Below are 14594 nucleotides of genomic sequence, written 5' to 3'. Positions count from 1 at the left end.
GTCACTGTAGGTTTCTTCGCCGCGAGCGTGCATGTCTGTACACCGACACGCCGCGTTCGCCGTACCCCAGCGCACGCTCACGGCTCACCAGCGTGCGCGTGCTTACGCCGTGTTGGCGACCAGTTCCACGTTGTTGCCGTTCCACCGGAATCGCACCACGCTGTCCAGCCCGGGCATCCCGTTGGAGAATTTCAGCGCGACGGTGTCGCCGGTACTCGCCGACGAGTCGATCGCATTGAAGCCGAACGTGTCAGGCACCCCTGAGGGAATGAACTTGCCCTGGTGGAACATCACCGCGCGGGTGTTCGGGTTGTCGGCGTTGGTGTTGGCCCGCACGATCACCACCGACAGCTGCGCGCATTCGTTGTAGTTCCCGGCGACGGGCTCAGGGTTCCAGCGCTGGCCGCTGCGCGGGTCGGGCGGCAGGCTGGCGACGGCTTTGGCGATCTCAGGTGCCGCCAGGTTGACCGCGCAGGGGTCGTATGGGGCGGGCGGCGGTGGGGCGGGCGCCGCTGGCGGCGGCACGGGCGGTGCCGGGGGCCCAGCCGCCGGCGCAGTGCTACGCGGCTCCGGGGTCTTCGCGACGGTGGAATCCCCGGCGCCGCAGCCGGCCGACGCCACGGTCACCGCCGCGGCCACCGCGACGACGATCCCGATCCCTTTCACAAGTGCGCACCGTACCGTCGCGGTCCGCGATTCGATCGCAGGCGGGGCCGACTGCGCGGCCACTAGACTCATCTCACGATGACCTCCCCGGACCAGGACCTTTCGCGTCCTGCCACCTCGTTCGCCGACCTGCACATCCATCCCGCGGTGCTGGCCGCTGTCGACGACGTCGGCTACGAATCGCCTTCACCGGTCCAGGCGGCGACGATCCCGGCGATGATGGCCGGCTCCGACGTCGTCGGCCTGGCGCAGACCGGTACCGGCAAGACCGCCGCGTTCGCGATGCCGATCCTGTCGAAGATCGACACGTCGAGCACCGCGACGCAGGCGCTGGTGCTCGCACCCACCCGCGAGCTCGCGCTGCAGGTGGCCGAGGCGTTCCGCCGCTACGGCGCACATCTGCCTCGGATCAACGTGCTGCCCATCTACGGCGGTCAGTCCTACGGCGTGCAACTGGCCGGGCTCAAACGCGGCGCGCACGTGGTGGTCGGCACCCCCGGACGGGTGATCGACCACCTCGAACGCGGCACGCTGGATCTGTCTCGCCTGGACTATCTGGTGCTCGACGAGGCCGACGAAATGCTGCAGATGGGCTTCGCCGAAGACGTCGAACGCATCCTCGCCGACACTCCCGAGTACAAGCAGGTGGCGCTGTTCTCCGCGACCATGCCACCGGCCATCCGCAAGATCACCTCCAAGTACCTGCACGATCCGGTCGAGGTCACCGTCGAGGCGAAAACCGCGACGGCAGAGAACATCTCGCAGCGCTACATCCAAGTGGCCGGTCCACGTAAGATGGACGCCCTGACACGGGTGCTCGAAGTCGAGCCGTTCGACGCGATGATCGTGTTCGTGCGCACCAAGCAAGCCGCCGAGGAGGTGGCCGAAAAGCTCAGCGCCCGTGGGTTTTCCGCGGCGGCGATCAACGGTGACGTGCCGCAGGCGCAGCGTGAGCGCACCATCGCGGCGCTGCGGGACGGTGGCATCGACATCCTCGTCGCTACCGACGTCGCGGCCCGCGGCCTGGACGTGGAGCGCATCTCGCACGTGCTCAACTACGACATCCCTCATGACACCGAGTCGTACGTGCACCGGATCGGACGCACGGGCCGGGCCGGCCGCAGTGGCTCGGCGCTGCTGTTCGTCTCGCCGCGGGAACGGCACCTACTCAAGGCGATCGAGAAGGCGACACGCCAAAAGCTCACGGAGGCGCAGCTTCCCACCGTCGAAGACGTCAACGCACAACGGGTCGCCAAGTTCCGCGATTCGATCACCGACGCGCTCAGTGCGCCCGGCATCGAACTGTTCCGCAGCTTGGTCGAAGAATACGAACGTGAGCACGACGTGCCGATGGCCGACATCGCCGCCGCGCTCGCTTTGCAGTCGCGTGACGGTGAGCAGTTCCTGATGGCGCCGGAGCCGCCCGTGGAGCGGCGCAAGGAGCGTGCCGAACGCCCGGCCAAGCCGCGCCGCACCAACCAGAAGATGGCCACCTACCGCATCGACGTCGGCAAGCGGCACAAGGTCGGCCCGGGCGCCATCGTGGGGGCCATCGCCAACGAAGGTGGTTTGCACCGAAGCGATTTCGGCCACATCGCGATCCAATCGGACTTCTCACTCGTCGAACTTCCGGCGAAGCTGCCCCGCGAGACGCTCAAGGCCCTGGAGAAGACCCGCATTTCCGGCGTGCTCATCAACCTCAAGCCCGACCGCAGGAGACGGCCGACGCAATGACGGTGTCGCGGGAACTCGACGCGCAGGGTGGGCTGGAGTCGGTCTCGCGGGCCGAACGGGTGGCGTCTCTCACCGGCATCCGCGCCGTGGCCGCACTGCTGGTGATGGGCACGCATGCGGCCTACACGACGGGCAAGTATCCGCAGGGCTACTGGGGTTTGTTCTTCTCGCGCATGGAGATCGGCGTGCCGGTCTTCTTCGTCTTGTCGGGGTTTTTGCTCTTCAGTCCATGGGTGCGCGCAACCGAGCAGGACCGGCCGGCTCCGTCGATCGCCCGCTATGCCTGGCACCGGGTGCGACGCATCATGCCGGCCTATGTGGTCACGGTCGTCGCGGCCTATGTGGTGTACCACTTCCGTACCGCCGGTCCGAACCCCGGCCACCACTGGACCGGGTTGGTGCGCAACTTGACCCTGACCCAGATCTACACCGACAACTACATGTATTCCTATCTGCACCAAGGGCTTACGCAGATGTGGAGCCTGGCCGTGGAGGTGGCGTTCTACGTGGTGCTGCCGCTACTGGCCTATCTGCTGCTGGTGGTTCTGTGCCGCCGACGGTGGCAGCCGCGGCTGCTGCTGACAGGTCTGGCCGCACTCAGTCTGGTCACGCCGCTGTGGCTGATTCTGGTGCACACCACCGACTGGCTGCCCGATGGCGGACGGCTTTGGCTACCAACATATTTCGTGTGGTTTCTCGGCGGCATGATGCTGGCCGTCCTGGCCCCGATGGGCCGGCGCTGGCATGCCGGCGTCTGCCTGCCACTGGCGCTGGTGTGCTACCTGATCGTCTCGACGCCGATCGGCGGCGAGCCGACCACGTCTCCCACGAAGTTGTGGGAGGCGCTGGCCAAGGCGGCGTTCTACGCGGTGATCGCGACGTTGATGGTGGGACCGCTGGTTCTGGGCAACCGCGGCTGGTACGCCCGTGTACTGGCCAGCCGGCCGATGGTGTGGCTGGGCGAAATCTCCTACGAGATCTTTCTGATCCACCTCGTCGTGATGGAGATCGCGATGGTCGAGGTGCTGCATTGGCGGGTCTACACCGGCAACATGCTCGCGCTGTTCGCGGTCACGTTGACCATGACGGTGCCGCTGGCATGGCTGCTGCACCGCGCCACTCGCGTGCGCGCCTGACGTCGACGCGTGCCGTCAGCGGGCCGGTGCCCGACCGCGGATCAGGAACGAGCCACCCGCCAAGACCAATCCCAGCACTGCCACGGGGATCGCCCACTCGAGGCGGTTGTTGATCGCGTTCTTGCAGTTGTCCTCGTACTGGTGGCTCTGGGTCTGCGGCGCGACGTCCTGGATGACCGGCCCGATGACCGGGGTGTTGCCGAGCTGGTTCCCGACGGTCTCGTTGTCCTTGTCGCGCGCCGCTTGCAGGTCGCCACCGGCGATCGGAACTCCGCAGCCGACGCTGCCCCGATCACCCGAAGCGCTGGGCGGGACCAGCAAGAAGATGATCCCCACGATCGCTGCGATCGCCCCGACCAGCAATAACAACCGTTGCGCGTTCACCGTTTAACCCCCTGGGCTGTCGAATGTCTGAGCCTCGATACCCGGGCCCAGTTGCGTCCAAACCTAGCGTCGCGCCGGGGCGCCGACGACGGTCGGCACGACGAACTCCCGCAACAGGTGCCGTTCGTCGTCCTCGTCGCGGCCCGGGAACATCAACAGCGAGGTGATCACCCGGACCAGCCAGCGGGCGCGCCGCTCGACGACGGCCGGATCGTCGGCGCCAAGTGAGTTCAAGAACGCGGCCGTCAGCGCTTTGATCACCTCGGACTGCTCGGCCATCTCGCCGCCGATCGGCGGCTCGTTCGCCGCGAACCACGACGCCAGCGCCGGACTGCTGCGCACCATTCGCAGTGCGGTGGTGACACCGGCGATCAGCCGTTCGGCAGGGTCTTCGACGTCGCGGATCTGATCGGTGAGTTCCCGGTGCAGCCGGTAGGCCTCCCGGTTGACGAACGCGGTGTGCAGCGCCTCGCGGTTTTCGAAGTAGCGATACAGCGTCGCGCGCGAACAGCCTGCGGCACTTGCGATTTCCTGCATACCGACGGTCGCCGCGTCACGTTCGGCGAACAGCGTCGCCGCCGCGTCCAGGATGCGGTCGGCAGCCACCTCGCTGCGGTTATTGGCCAGCCAGTCGCGTGCCATCAGCTGGTAACCCGGAACGGCACCGACAGCGGACGGCGCACGTAGCTGCCGCCGGCCCAGACGATGCGGTCCTCGTCGACCTCGAAATCGGGGCAGCGGGTCAGCAGTTCGGTCAGCGCGACGCGGGCCTGCATGCGGGCGGCGGCCGCGCCGAGGCAGTGGTGAGCGCCATGGCTGAACGTCAGGATCTTCGCCGGGCGGCGTATCACGTCGAGTTCCCCTGCGTCATGGCCGTATTCGCGTTCGTCGCGGTTGGCCGACCCGTACAGCAGCAGCACCCTGCGCCCGGCCGGAATCGTGGTGTCGCCGACGGTGACGTCGCGGGTCGTCGTGCGCGCCAGCCCCTGCACCGGCGAGGTCAGCCGCAGCAGCTCGTCGACCGCGTCGGCGATCAGGTCCGGTTGCTGGGCCAGCAGCCTGCGCTGGTCGGGCCGCTGGTGGAGCAGTTGCACGGAGCCGCCGAGCATGCCGGTGGTGGTGTCGTTGCCTCCGGTGACCATCGTGAACGTGAACGCCAGCACTGACAGCGTGCCCGCGATGTCGCCGTCGGCCCCGACGCCGGCAGCCACCAGGTGTGACACCGTGTCGTCGCCCGGCTCGCGCCGTCTGCGCTCGATCAGCTCGGTGAAGTAAGCCATCATCGAGCCCACCGCGTCGCCTACCGATTCGAGCGCGTTGCCGATGCCCCCTTCGACGGTGTTGGCCGCGACGATCGCCTCGGTCCAGCCGTCGAACTGGTCGCGGTCCTCTTCCGGCACGCCGAGGTAGTGGGCGACGACCATCGACGGCAGCGGCTTGAACAGCTCGGTGACGATGTCGCCGCCGCCGGCCGCCAGTAGCTTCTCCAGCCGTTCGACGACGAATGCGCGCACCGCGGGCTCGACGGCCTGCACCTGGCGCGGTGTGAAACCGCGCGCCACCAGCTTGCGGAATTCGGTGTGCACCGGCGGGTCCTGCATCACCATCGGTGGATTGTCTTGCAGCCCAATCAATTCCAGTTCACCGTAGTTGACCGTCAGACCCTGTGCGGAGGAGAAGGTCTCGTGGTCGCGCGCTGCCGCCCACACGTCGGCGTGCCGAGACAGCACCCAATAGTCGTGGTCGGGCTTCTCCGGCGGGACGACGTGGTGGACGGGATCGTGGTCGCGCAGCGCCCTGTACATCGGCCACGGATTGGGCCAGGTCTGCGCGCTCGCGAGCTGGAACGCCACCGGAGAATTGTGAGACAGAACCGCCGTCATGTCTCATAGCATCGACAAGCTACGGGCGCCTGTCAAGACAACGGCTAGATCGCCGCGCCAGGGTTGAGAATGCCCGCCGGGTCGAGTGCGTCCTTGATGCGGCGGTTCAGCGCCATCGCGTCGGGCCCCAGCTGACCGGCCAGCCATGGTCGCTTCAGCCGACCCACCCCATGCTCACCGGTGATCGTGCCGCCCAGCTGCACGGCGAGATCCATGATCTCGCCGAACGCCAGCTCGGCGCGCTGGCTCATCGCGGCATCCGACGGGTCGAACACGATCAGCGGGTGGGTGTTGCCGTCGCCGGCGTGCGCGATCACCGAAATCATCACGTCGCGGTCGGCGGCGATTCGGGCCACCCCGGTCACCAGATCGGCCAGCGCCGGCAGTGGCACCCCGACGTCCTCGAGCAGCAGCGAGCCCTTCAATTCCACCGCAGGGATTGCAAAGCGGCGCGCGGCGACGAACGCCTCGCCCTCGTCGGGGTCGTCGGTGGAGAACACCTCGGTGGCCGCATGCTCGGCGAAAACCGAGGCCATGAAGTCGGCGTCTTGCCCGGCTGCGCCACGCTCGTCAGAGGCGGCCACCAGCATCGCAGCGGCGTTGCGGTCCAGCCCCATTCGCAGTTTGTCTTCGACGGCGTTGATCGCGACGGCGTCCATGAATTCGAGCATGGCCGGGCGGATCTTCGCCGTCACCGCCAGCACCGCGCGCATGGCGGCCTCGACGGACGAGAACGTGGCCACCACGGTGCTCTGCGGCTGTTGCGGTGGCAGCAGCCGCAGCGTCACCTCGGTGATCACACCCAGTGTGCCCTCACTGCCGACGAACAGCTTCGTCAAACTCAGCCCTGCAACGTCTTTCAGTCGTGGGCCGCCCAGCCGCACCGCAGTGCCGTCGGCCAATACCACCTGCAGTCCCAGCACGTAGTCCGTCGTGACGCCGTACTTCACGCAGCACAGCCCACCCGCATTGGTGGCGATGTTGCCGCCGATGCTGCAGATCTCATACGACGACGGGTCCGGCGGATACCACAGCCCGTGTTCGGCGACCGCGTGTTTCACCTCGGCGTTGAACAGCCCCGGCTGCACGACGGCCGTGCGGGTGACCGGGTCGACGGTGATGTCGCGCATCCGCTCGGTGGACAGCACGATGCCGTTGTCCAAAGCTGTTGCACCACCTGACAATCCGCTGCCGGCGCCCCGCGGCACGACTGGGACACGATGCCGCGTGGCCCAACGCAGCACCGTCTGCACGTCCTCGGTGCGGCGCGGCCGGATCACGGCCATCGGCTTGCCCGCGGCGGGGTCTGCCGCACGGTCCTGCCGGTACGACTCGGTGATCGCCGGATCGGTCACCACCATGCCGTCGGGTAGCGAGGCGATCAGTTCGGCGAGGACGTCTGCGGTCATTTGACGCCCGGCAGCCGGCGCAGCGCGCGAAGGCCGGTCGTCATCACGCGTGCGTAGCGGTCGGCGCGCAACCACGGCGGCGGCCCTACTGGGAGCAGCTTCTCGATCGCAATCGTTTGCGGCTCAGTGTATTTCAAGATGCCATGCTCTCCGTGGCGCCGCCCGAGGCCGGAATCCTTCATGCCGCCCATCGGGGCGTCGATCGACCCCCACGCGGCGGCGTAGCCCTCGTTGACGTTGACGGTGCCCGCCTGCAGCCGAGTCGCGACACGCCGCCCGCGCGCCGGGTCGGAAGTCCAGACGCTGAAGTTCAGGCCGAACCGGCTGTCGTTGGCCTTCGCGATCGCCTCGTCCTCGCTGTCGACGCGGTAGAGCGACACCACCGGCCCGAACGTCTCGTCGGCGAATGCGGTCATGCCCTCGCGCACGCCGGTGAGAATCGTCGGCTCGTAGAAGAACGGACCGATGTCCGGCCGCGCCCGGCCACCCGCCAGCACGGTCGCGCCCTTGCTCACCGCGTCGTCGACGTGATGTGTGACGGTCTGCAACTGCGTCTCGTTGATCAGCGAGCCCATGTCTGCCGAATAGTCAAGCGCAGCAGACAGTTTCATGGCCTTGGTGGCTGCGACGAACCGGTCGACGAAGTCGTCCCACAGCGGCGTCGGGACGTAGATCCGCTCGATCGAGATGCACAGCTGGCCCGCGTTGGAGAACGCGGCCCGCACCGCGCCGGTCGCTGCCTTGCCGACGTCGGCGTCGTCGAGAACAAGCAGCGCGTTCTTGCCGCCCAGTTCCATCGAGCAGTCGATCAGGCGTTCGCCCGCTTGGGCCGCCACCTTTCGTCCGGTTTCGGTGGAACCCGTGAACATCAGGTAGTCGCTCTGCTGGATGATCGGCGTGCCCAACTCGGAGCCGGGCCCGGTGACCATCTGCACCAGGCCGGCCGGCATCCCGGCCTGCTCGAGCAGCTGCACCGCCCACAGCGCTGAGAACGGGGTGCGGTCGTCGGGCTTGGCGAGCACGGCGTTGCCGGCGACGAGCGCCGGAAGCGCATCGCTGATGCCCAGCGTCAACGGGTAGTTCCACGGCGAGATGATGCCGACCAGGCCTTTGGGGTGGTGGTGTTCCCACACCTCGGTCAGCATCAACTGCACCCCTTGACGGCGTTTGGGGCTGAGATAGGCCTCGGCGGTGTTGGCGTAGTAGCGCGCGGTCAGCGCAACGTCGGCGACTTCCTCGAATGCGTGCCTGCGGGCCTTGCCGTTCTCGAGCTGGATGATGTCGAGGATCTCGTCCTGGTGCTGCAACACCAGGTCGTGCAGCCGCAGCAGCACCTCCGCGCGCTCCTGCACCGGCCGGGCCGCCCACTGAGCCTGCGCCTCGCGGGCCCGGCGCGCGGCGGCGGCGACGTCGTCAGCGGTGCAGTGCGGCACGCGGCCCAGCGGCTCGCCGGTCATCGCGTTGGTGACTTCGCGATAGGCGCCGGTGTTGGTGCTGTCGACCCGCGCCGCAAGCTTCCCCAACAGCGGGCCAACGGAAATGGGCTCGCGAACCGTGGTCATCGACGATCCTTCCTCGAATCAGGCGGCACAGCCGACAGTGCGCCGGTCACCTCCATGCTTCCCTTGTGGAGGAGTCGAGGAAAGGTCGGGGGGCTACAGAGGGAAAGGGAGTGGCGACGGAACGCTTAGGGAGTCGGCGCAGCGGCGGGCGGCTGTGGACCGGGCGCGACGCCCGGCGGAGGAGCGGCGTCCGGGTTCATCGGCCGCTGCGCCAGCAGAAGAAGGCCGTCCTTCCAGGTGAGGTCTCGATCCTGGATCGCGTTCCAGATGCCCCGCAGATACGACATGCGCGGACCCTCGTTGCTCGGCGTGTCCGTGGTTCCCGGTGGCAGGTTCTCGGGGCTGGTCAGATGCGGCACCGAAGCTGGTTGAGGAGCGGTGGCTGAGTCCGGGGCAGAGGCCTGGGCGACGACGTCCGGCGACGGCGGGATATCGGGCGTCGGCGGATCGGCCAACGCGGCCGGCGCCGACAGAAACGCCGCAGTACAGGCGGCAGCGCCGAGGCCCGCTGCCACTCGGGTGTCGATCTTCATCGTCAACCTCTCGTGTCCCTGCCTAAGGCTTCGTTGCGACGACACAATCGTTACAGGTGACACCTATTCTGCGGGCGGCCTCGCCGCTGTCAATTCGGTACCGGCTCCGGATCGTGCCGGTCCAGCTCGCGCAGGGAGGGCAGCCGCAGCGAAACCAGCCCGACTGCCATCATCGGGACCGCCAGGGCCAAAAAGGTCGTGCGCAGCCCGAATGCGTCGGCCAGCGGACCGGCCAGCATGAAGCCCAACGGGCCGGCCGCATACGCCAGCGAGGTCATCACGCCGACGACCCGGCCGCGCAGCGGCGGCGGCGACTTGGTCTGCATCACGTAGTTGTAGATCGGCGCGATCGGCCCGTACACCAGACCGACCACTGCGCACAGCAGCAGGATCACCGGCAGTGGCGGCAGCACGGAGATCGCGGCGGTGCAGACACCGAGGGTCAGCGTCGCCACCAGCAGCGTCACGCGGCGGCTGATCCGCCGCACCAGCAGCGGGTAGCCGAGAGCGCCGACGAGCCCGCCGACGCTCAGAGCCATCAGTACCCACCCGAGCTGGGCGGGTTCGTCGCGATCGGTGAAGTACTTCGGAAACAGCACGCTTTCCATCGGCAGGTACAGCCCGGTCATCGCCAGCTCGATCAACGCGAGCGTGCGCAGCACCTTGAGGTTCCACACGAACCGCAGCCCCTCGGCCATCCCGGACCAGGCGCTGTCGGGGCGTTCGTGAACCGCGGGCGGCCCGGCGCCCTCGAGCCGCAGCACGGCGACCGCGACGATCGAGAGCACGAACGTCGCAGCGGTCACCCACATCGTGTTGATGCCGCCGATCGTCGCGATCAGCAGCCCACCGAGGCCTGGTCCGACGATGTAGGCGACGTTGAACACGGCTTCGTACAAGCCGTTGGTGCGGTCCAGCGTCCATCCCGCACGCGCGGCCGCCTCCGGAAGCATCGACTCGCGCGCGGTGATTCCGGCCGGGTCGAACAACGCGCCCAACGCGGCGAGCAGGGCCAGCACAGTCACGTTGACCGCGGTTTCGCCCAGCACCAACGCCAGCACCGGGATCGCCGCCACCGTCGCCGCCGACATCACATCCGAGACGATCGAAATGCGTTTCCTGCCAAAGAAATCCACGGCGGTACCGGCCAGCAGTGTCGAGAACAGCAGCGGCAGCGACGCCGCGCCGGCCACCACCGAGGCCTGCAGCGCACTGCCGTTGCGCTGCAGCACCAGCCACGGGAACGCGACGATGCTGATGCCGTTTCCGGCCGCAGCCACCAGTGCGGCGAACAGCAAAAGGGAGACCGGCGCGCGTGACGTGGTGGATTTCATGGGGTTTCTGCCCGGAATCTAGCAGCGGGCATCCGGGTGGACGACCGAATTTCCGGGCGGGCACAGTGGACCGGTGCTGCCTCATCCGCGTCTCGGCACGCCTTTCGACTCCCCGGTGCCGCCCGGCTGCGGCTGGCCCGGCGATCCAGCGACGCCGAAGACGCCCGTGGCCTCAACCCCCGAACAGGTGGCCGCTCTCGCCGCGGATGTTTCGGCCGTCGCGGATCTGGACGCGATGGTGTCGGTGTGCCGGGCCTGCCCGCGGCTCGTGGAATGGCGTGAGCAGGTGGCCCGGGTGAAGCGCAAATCCTTTGTGGCAGAACCATATTGGGGTCGCCCGATACCAGGGTGGGGATCCGAGGAGCCACGCGTGCTCATCGTCGGGTTGGCGCCGGCGGCCCATGGGGGCAACCGCACCGGCCGGGTGTTCACCGGTGATCGATCCGGGGACGTGCTGTATGCCGCTCTGCACCGCGCCGGCCTGGCCAACCAGGCGCTGGCCGTCGACGCCGCCGACGGGCTGGCGCTGATCGGCACCCGCGTCGCAGCCGCCGTGCGCTGCGCTCCACCCGCCAACGCCCCCACTCCGGAGGAGCGGCAGACGTGCAAGCCCTGGCTGGATGCCGAGTGGCGGCTGGTGGGCCGCTACGTGAAGGTGATCGTCGCGCTCGGCGGGTTTGCCTGGCGCGCCGCCCTGCAGATGGTGGGAGCTGGCTCGCCGGCGCCGCGCTTCGGACACGGCGCCGAAGCGACCGTTGGCCCCGGCCTAGTGCTGCTCGGCTGTTACCACCCGAGTCAGCAGAACACGTTCACCGGCAAGCTGACTCCGGCGATGCTCGACGACGTGTTCACCCGGGCCAGGGCGGTGGCGGGAATTCCGGATTCACCGACGCGTTGAAGAAACCGATGCAGCTTTCTGTTCTCGATCTCGTTCCGGTGCGTGCGGACCAGTCCACGGCCGACGCGCTCGCTGCGACGGTGCGGCTCGCCCAGGCGGCCGACCGGCTCGGCTACACCCGCTACTGGGTGGCCGAGCACCACAACATGCCGTCGGTGGCGGCCACCAGTCCGCCCGTGCTGATTGCACTGCTCGGGGCGCACACCTCGCAGCTGCGGTTGGGTTCCGGCGGTGTGATGCTTCCCAACCATGCGCCGCTGGCCGTCGCCGAGCAGTTCGCGCTGCTCGAGGCCGCTTACCCCGGGCGCATCGACATCGGTATCGGCCGCGCGCCGGGAACCGACCCGGTGACGTCGTACATGCTGCGCGGACCCGCCGGTCGCGACGATTCGGACATCGACAAGTTCCCCCAGTACCTCGACCATGTCGTGGCGCTGATGAGCCCATACGGGGCGCAAGTGGCCATTCCCCGTCAGCGCTACCTCCTCAAGGCCACCCCGGCGGCGGTCAGCGAGCCGCGGCTGTGGCTGCTCGGGTCGTCGGCGTACTCGGCGCATCTGGCGGCCGCCAAGGGCCTGCCGTACGTGTTTGCACACCACTTCACCGGCAAGGGCACCGAGGAAGCGCTGCGGATCTACCGGTCCGAATTCGTACCCAGTGAGCTGGCCTCGGAGCCGGTGACGTTCTTGACCGTCAACGCCTCAGTGGCGCCGACCCGGGAGGAGGCCGAGGCGCTGCTGCTGCCGAACCTGCAGATGATGGCGCGACTGCGCACCGGGCAACCGCTCGGCCCGCTCGATCTCGTCGAGGACGCGCAGGCTGCCCGGATCAGCTCAGCCGAGCAGGCGATCGTCGACGCCGGACTCGAACGCGCCGTCGTCGGCACCCCAGCTGAAGCGGCCGCGCAGGTGCGGGCGCTGGCTCAACGTTTCGACGTCGACGAAGTGATGGTCCACCCCGTCGCATCTGCCCACCGGGGTACCGACCCGGCGACAAGCCCCGGCCGGGAGATGACGCTGGAATTGTTGGCCAAGGAACTTTTCTAAGCGGTCTTGGCTTTGAGTTCGAAGATCGGAATCGGCCGCGACGTCCGGCGCTGATAGCCCTTGTAACGGTTGCTGTTGTTCTTGTTGACGATTTCCCACAGCCGCTCATAGTCGGGATCGTCAGGAGTGACGCAGCGGGTGCTCACCGGGAAACGCCTTGTGCCGACGTTGATTTCGGCATTCGGGTTCTTTCGCAGGTTGTGGTACCAGCCGGGATAACGCGGCGATCCGCCGTTGGACGCGACGATCAGGTAGGCGTCGCCGTCGCGCGCGTACGTCAACGAGTTCGTCCGCGGTTGCCCCGTCTTGGCGCCGGTGGTGTGCAACAGCAGCATCGGCGGGACGCCGGGGAACTTGTGCCCGATCCGGCCATCGGTCCGCTGGTAGAGCTGATCGTGAAGCCGCAGCAGCCGCGCACCGACGTTCTTTTCGACCCACTCGGAGACACCCATGGCGCAAGTCTTACTGGTCGGCGTCTATCCGCGCCAGCGCATCGCGCAGGATGCGTGCGGTCTCCTCGCGGTCGTGGTCGCGGCGCAACACCACGCCCTTTGCAAACGACAACTTGTCGCCGTTTCTGCGGGGCACAACGTGAAGGTGGATGTGGAACACCGACTGGAAGGCGGCGCTGCCGTCGTTGATCACGACGTTGTTGCCGTCGGCGCCGAGTTCCGACGCGCGGGCAGCCAGCCCGATGCGCTGGCCGATCGCGACCATGTCGGCCAGCGTCTGCGCAGGGGTGTCGGTCAGGTCGACGGTGTGCCGCTTCGGCAGCACCAGGGTGTGTCCTCGCGTGAACGGGCGGATGTCGAGGATCGCCAGGTAGTCGTTGTCTTCGTAAATCCGGATCGCAGGCGCGTTGCCCGCGACGATCTCACAGAACACGCATGACATCCCGCCACCGTAGCGGTCGTAGGGTGAGGCGGTGCCGAGTGGTCTGCCGCCCGTCGTCGATTCACGCACCCGCGTTCTGGTCTTGGGCTCGATGCCGGGTGAGGTGTCGCTGCGGATGGGCGAGTATTACGCGCATCCGCGGAATGCCTTCTGGCGCATCATGAGCGAGCTTCTCGGTTTCGATGTATCCGCCGACTATGCAGCTCGGCTCGATGCATTGTTGTCGGCCGGCGTCGGGCTGTGGGACGTGTTGGACAAGTGCGAGCGGGTCGGCAGCCTGGATTCGGCGATCGTGCGAGAAGGCATGAGGGCCAACGAATTTGGCGCCTTGTTCGCCGAACATCCGCGCATTCACCGCGTTTGCTTCAATGGCGCGAAGGCTGAGCAGGTGTTCCGCAGGCTTGTCGCCCCGTCGTTGACGTCGTTGCCGGTATGCATTCGCTTGCCGTCGACGAGCCCGGCCAACGCAGCGGTCTCGTACCGCGACAAGGTGCGCGCGTGGCGTGCTGCGGTCGACGATTGACGCGCGCGGCCGGATCGGGCTAGCACGCATCGGGACTGCTCGACGGACTCGACGGTGCGGCGGCGCGGGATCGCCGTTCCGCCGGTCCGGATGATCTAGACGACGGCGACGCGGGTGATGCTCGTCTGTCCCAGCCGGCTCCTCTGTTCGAAGCAATGCTGAATCTCATTGCCAACAACCGCAATTCGGACTTGCCACGGTTGCGCGTAGGCGTCGCGAGCGGGTCTGCGGTAAGCGGGGCGGGGGACTGCTTCGAAAGCCCGGTCAACATCGCGAGCCGGGTGCCTTCTGCCGCCCGACCGGCCGCGGGTGCGCGGCGCCCCCATCGGGCATGATTGTGCCGCTTGGCTTTCGAGGACATGACCCGTCTGCCGGGTAGAGGGCACCTCAGTTGTTGGTCGGTGGTGGTTGGGGTTGGAAGGGTTGGTACCACCACCACTGGGCGCGCTCACCGGTGGGCCCCGGACAGGGCGGCACCGCGGGCGGGGGTTGGGTTGGTGGGCGGGCCAGCGAGGCGGCGCTCAGTACTCGCCCAGCGTTGTCGGTGACGACGAGCGCGTCGGCGGGCCCGGTGATGGTGATCAGGCCGCGA

15 protein-coding genes and 1 pseudogene are annotated in these 14594 nt (G+C 67.8%); 5 read left to right on the top strand and 11 right to left on the bottom strand.

Going from position 1 to position 14594, the window contains the following annotated elements; all coding sequences use genetic code 11:
• Positions 1-102: 102 nt before the first annotated feature.
• Positions 103-666, bottom strand: a complete 564-nt coding sequence (locus AC5Y4N_RS00080; RefSeq protein WP_499912772.1) for an LppP/LprE family lipoprotein — start codon at positions 664-666, stop codon at positions 103-105.
• 78 nt (positions 667-744) lie between these two features.
• Between AC5Y4N_RS00080 and AC5Y4N_RS00075 the strand changes: the two genes are divergently transcribed.
• Both AC5Y4N_RS00075 and AC5Y4N_RS00070 read left to right on the top strand, forming a co-directional pair.
• Entirely contained in the window at positions 745-2400 is a 1656-nt protein-coding gene (locus tag AC5Y4N_RS00075; RefSeq protein ID WP_499912774.1) for a DEAD/DEAH box helicase, read from the top strand.
• Positions 2397-3536 carry an acyltransferase family protein gene (locus AC5Y4N_RS00070; protein ID WP_499912776.1) on the top strand — a complete coding sequence of 380 codons (1140 nt, stop codon included), beginning with the start codon at positions 2397-2399 and terminating at the stop codon, positions 3534-3536. Before AC5Y4N_RS00075 ends, AC5Y4N_RS00070 begins: the two co-directional genes overlap by 4 nt.
• Before the next feature lie 15 nt (positions 3537-3551).
• Here the strand turns inward: AC5Y4N_RS00070 and AC5Y4N_RS00065 are convergent, their stop codons facing one another.
• The 7 genes from AC5Y4N_RS00065 to tap all read right to left on the bottom strand — a co-directional run bounded on the left by AC5Y4N_RS00065 (position 3552) and on the right by tap (position 10641).
• Positions 3552-3920: an aminopeptidase gene (locus AC5Y4N_RS00065; protein ID WP_499912778.1), complete on the bottom strand. Its 369-nt coding sequence runs from the start codon at positions 3918-3920 to the stop codon at positions 3552-3554.
• Between the two features lie 63 nt (positions 3921-3983).
• The gene (locus AC5Y4N_RS00060) at positions 3984-4565 is read right to left on the bottom strand and encodes a TetR/AcrR family transcriptional regulator (protein ID WP_499912809.1); all 582 of its coding nucleotides are present in this window, start codon (positions 4563-4565) and stop codon (positions 3984-3986) included.
• Positions 4562-5803, bottom strand: a complete 1242-nt coding sequence (locus AC5Y4N_RS00055; RefSeq protein ID WP_499912780.1) for a cytochrome P450 — start codon at positions 5801-5803, stop codon at positions 4562-4564. The genes AC5Y4N_RS00060 and AC5Y4N_RS00055 overlap by 4 nt, the downstream gene beginning before the upstream one ends.
• 44 nt (positions 5804-5847) lie before the next feature.
• A complete protein-coding gene (locus tag AC5Y4N_RS00050) occupies positions 5848-7212 on the bottom strand; it encodes an FAD-binding oxidoreductase (protein ID WP_499912782.1) in 1365 nt (454 codons plus the stop codon).
• On the bottom strand, positions 7209-8774 hold the full coding sequence (locus tag AC5Y4N_RS00045; protein WP_499912785.1) for a succinic semialdehyde dehydrogenase: 1566 nt from the start codon (positions 8772-8774) through the stop codon (positions 7209-7211). Before AC5Y4N_RS00045 ends, AC5Y4N_RS00050 begins: the two co-directional genes overlap by 4 nt.
• 125 nt (positions 8775-8899) lie before the next feature.
• On the bottom strand, positions 8900-9307 hold the full coding sequence (locus tag AC5Y4N_RS00040; RefSeq protein ID WP_499912787.1) for a dopamine receptor D4: 408 nt from the start codon (positions 9305-9307) through the stop codon (positions 8900-8902).
• 89 nt (positions 9308-9396) lie between these two features.
• A complete protein-coding gene (tap, locus tag AC5Y4N_RS00035; RefSeq protein WP_499912789.1) occupies positions 9397-10641 on the bottom strand; it encodes a multidrug efflux MFS transporter Tap in 1245 nt (414 codons plus the stop codon).
• Between the two features lie 73 nt (positions 10642-10714).
• Here tap and AC5Y4N_RS00030 point away from each other — a divergent pair, with 73 nt between their 5' ends.
• On the top strand, positions 10715-11539 hold the full coding sequence (locus tag AC5Y4N_RS00030) for a uracil-DNA glycosylase (protein ID WP_499912791.1): 825 nt from the start codon (positions 10715-10717) through the stop codon (positions 11537-11539).
• A gap of 8 nt (positions 11540-11547) precedes the next feature.
• The gene (locus AC5Y4N_RS00025; protein WP_499912793.1) at positions 11548-12585 is read left to right on the top strand and encodes an LLM class flavin-dependent oxidoreductase; all 1038 of its coding nucleotides are present in this window, start codon (positions 11548-11550) and stop codon (positions 12583-12585) included.
• Here the strand turns inward: AC5Y4N_RS00025 and AC5Y4N_RS00020 are convergent.
• Both AC5Y4N_RS00020 and AC5Y4N_RS00015 read right to left on the bottom strand, forming a co-directional pair.
• Positions 12582-13037: a nitroreductase family deazaflavin-dependent oxidoreductase gene (locus AC5Y4N_RS00020; RefSeq protein ID WP_499912796.1), complete on the bottom strand. Its 456-nt coding sequence runs from the start codon at positions 13035-13037 to the stop codon at positions 12582-12584. The genes AC5Y4N_RS00025 and AC5Y4N_RS00020 overlap by 4 nt on opposite strands.
• Positions 13038-13047: 10 nt before the next feature.
• Positions 13048-13479, bottom strand: a complete 432-nt coding sequence (locus AC5Y4N_RS00015) for an HIT family protein (protein ID WP_499912799.1) — start codon at positions 13477-13479, stop codon at positions 13048-13050.
• A gap of 31 nt (positions 13480-13510) precedes the next feature.
• Between AC5Y4N_RS00015 and AC5Y4N_RS00010 the strand changes: the two genes are divergently transcribed.
• Positions 13511-14002 (top strand): DNA-deoxyinosine glycosylase, encoded by a 492-nt coding sequence (locus tag AC5Y4N_RS00010; RefSeq protein ID WP_499912801.1) that lies wholly within the window; start codon positions 13511-13513, stop codon positions 14000-14002.
• A 387-nt stretch (positions 14003-14389) separates the two neighbouring features.
• Here AC5Y4N_RS00010 and AC5Y4N_RS00005 read toward each other — a convergent pair.
• Positions 14390-14594 (bottom strand): annotated as a pseudogene (locus AC5Y4N_RS00005) (hypothetical protein); the annotation flags it as partial.

Source organism: Mycobacterium sp. NGS19, assembly GCF_059813155.1.
This window is presented reverse-complemented; position numbering and strand designations above follow the sequence as displayed.

What these genes read in the sequence shown, in the direction of transcription:
- AC5Y4N_RS00075 (WP_499912774.1), top strand. Translation starts at nt 745, where the DNA reads ATGACCTCCCCGGACCAGGACCTTTCGCGTCCTGCCACCTCGTTCGCC.
- AC5Y4N_RS00070 (WP_499912776.1), top strand. Translation starts at nt 2,397, where the DNA reads ATGACGGTGTCGCGGGAACTCGACGCGCAGGGTGGGCTGGAGTCGGTC.
- AC5Y4N_RS00055 (WP_499912780.1), bottom strand. Translation starts at nt 5,803, where the DNA reads ATGACGGCGGTTCTGTCTCACAATTCTCCGGTGGCGTTCCAGCTCGCG.
- AC5Y4N_RS00050 (WP_499912782.1), bottom strand. Translation starts at nt 7,212, where the DNA reads ATGACCGCAGACGTCCTCGCCGAACTGATCGCCTCGCTACCCGACGGC.
- AC5Y4N_RS00045 (WP_499912785.1), bottom strand. Translation starts at nt 8,774, where the DNA reads ATGACCACGGTTCGCGAGCCCATTTCCGTTGGCCCGCTGTTGGGGAAG.
- AC5Y4N_RS00040 (WP_499912787.1), bottom strand. Translation starts at nt 9,307, where the DNA reads ATGAAGATCGACACCCGAGTGGCAGCGGGCCTCGGCGCTGCCGCCTGT.
- tap (WP_499912789.1), bottom strand. Translation starts at nt 10,641, where the DNA reads ATGAAATCCACCACGTCACGCGCGCCGGTCTCCCTTTTGCTGTTCGCC.
- AC5Y4N_RS00025 (WP_499912793.1), top strand. Translation starts at nt 11,548, where the DNA reads ATGCAGCTTTCTGTTCTCGATCTCGTTCCGGTGCGTGCGGACCAGTCC.
- AC5Y4N_RS00020 (WP_499912796.1), bottom strand. Translation starts at nt 13,037, where the DNA reads ATGGGTGTCTCCGAGTGGGTCGAAAAGAACGTCGGTGCGCGGCTGCTG.
- AC5Y4N_RS00015 (WP_499912799.1), bottom strand. Translation starts at nt 13,479, where the DNA reads ATGTCATGCGTGTTCTGTGAGATCGTCGCGGGCAACGCGCCTGCGATC.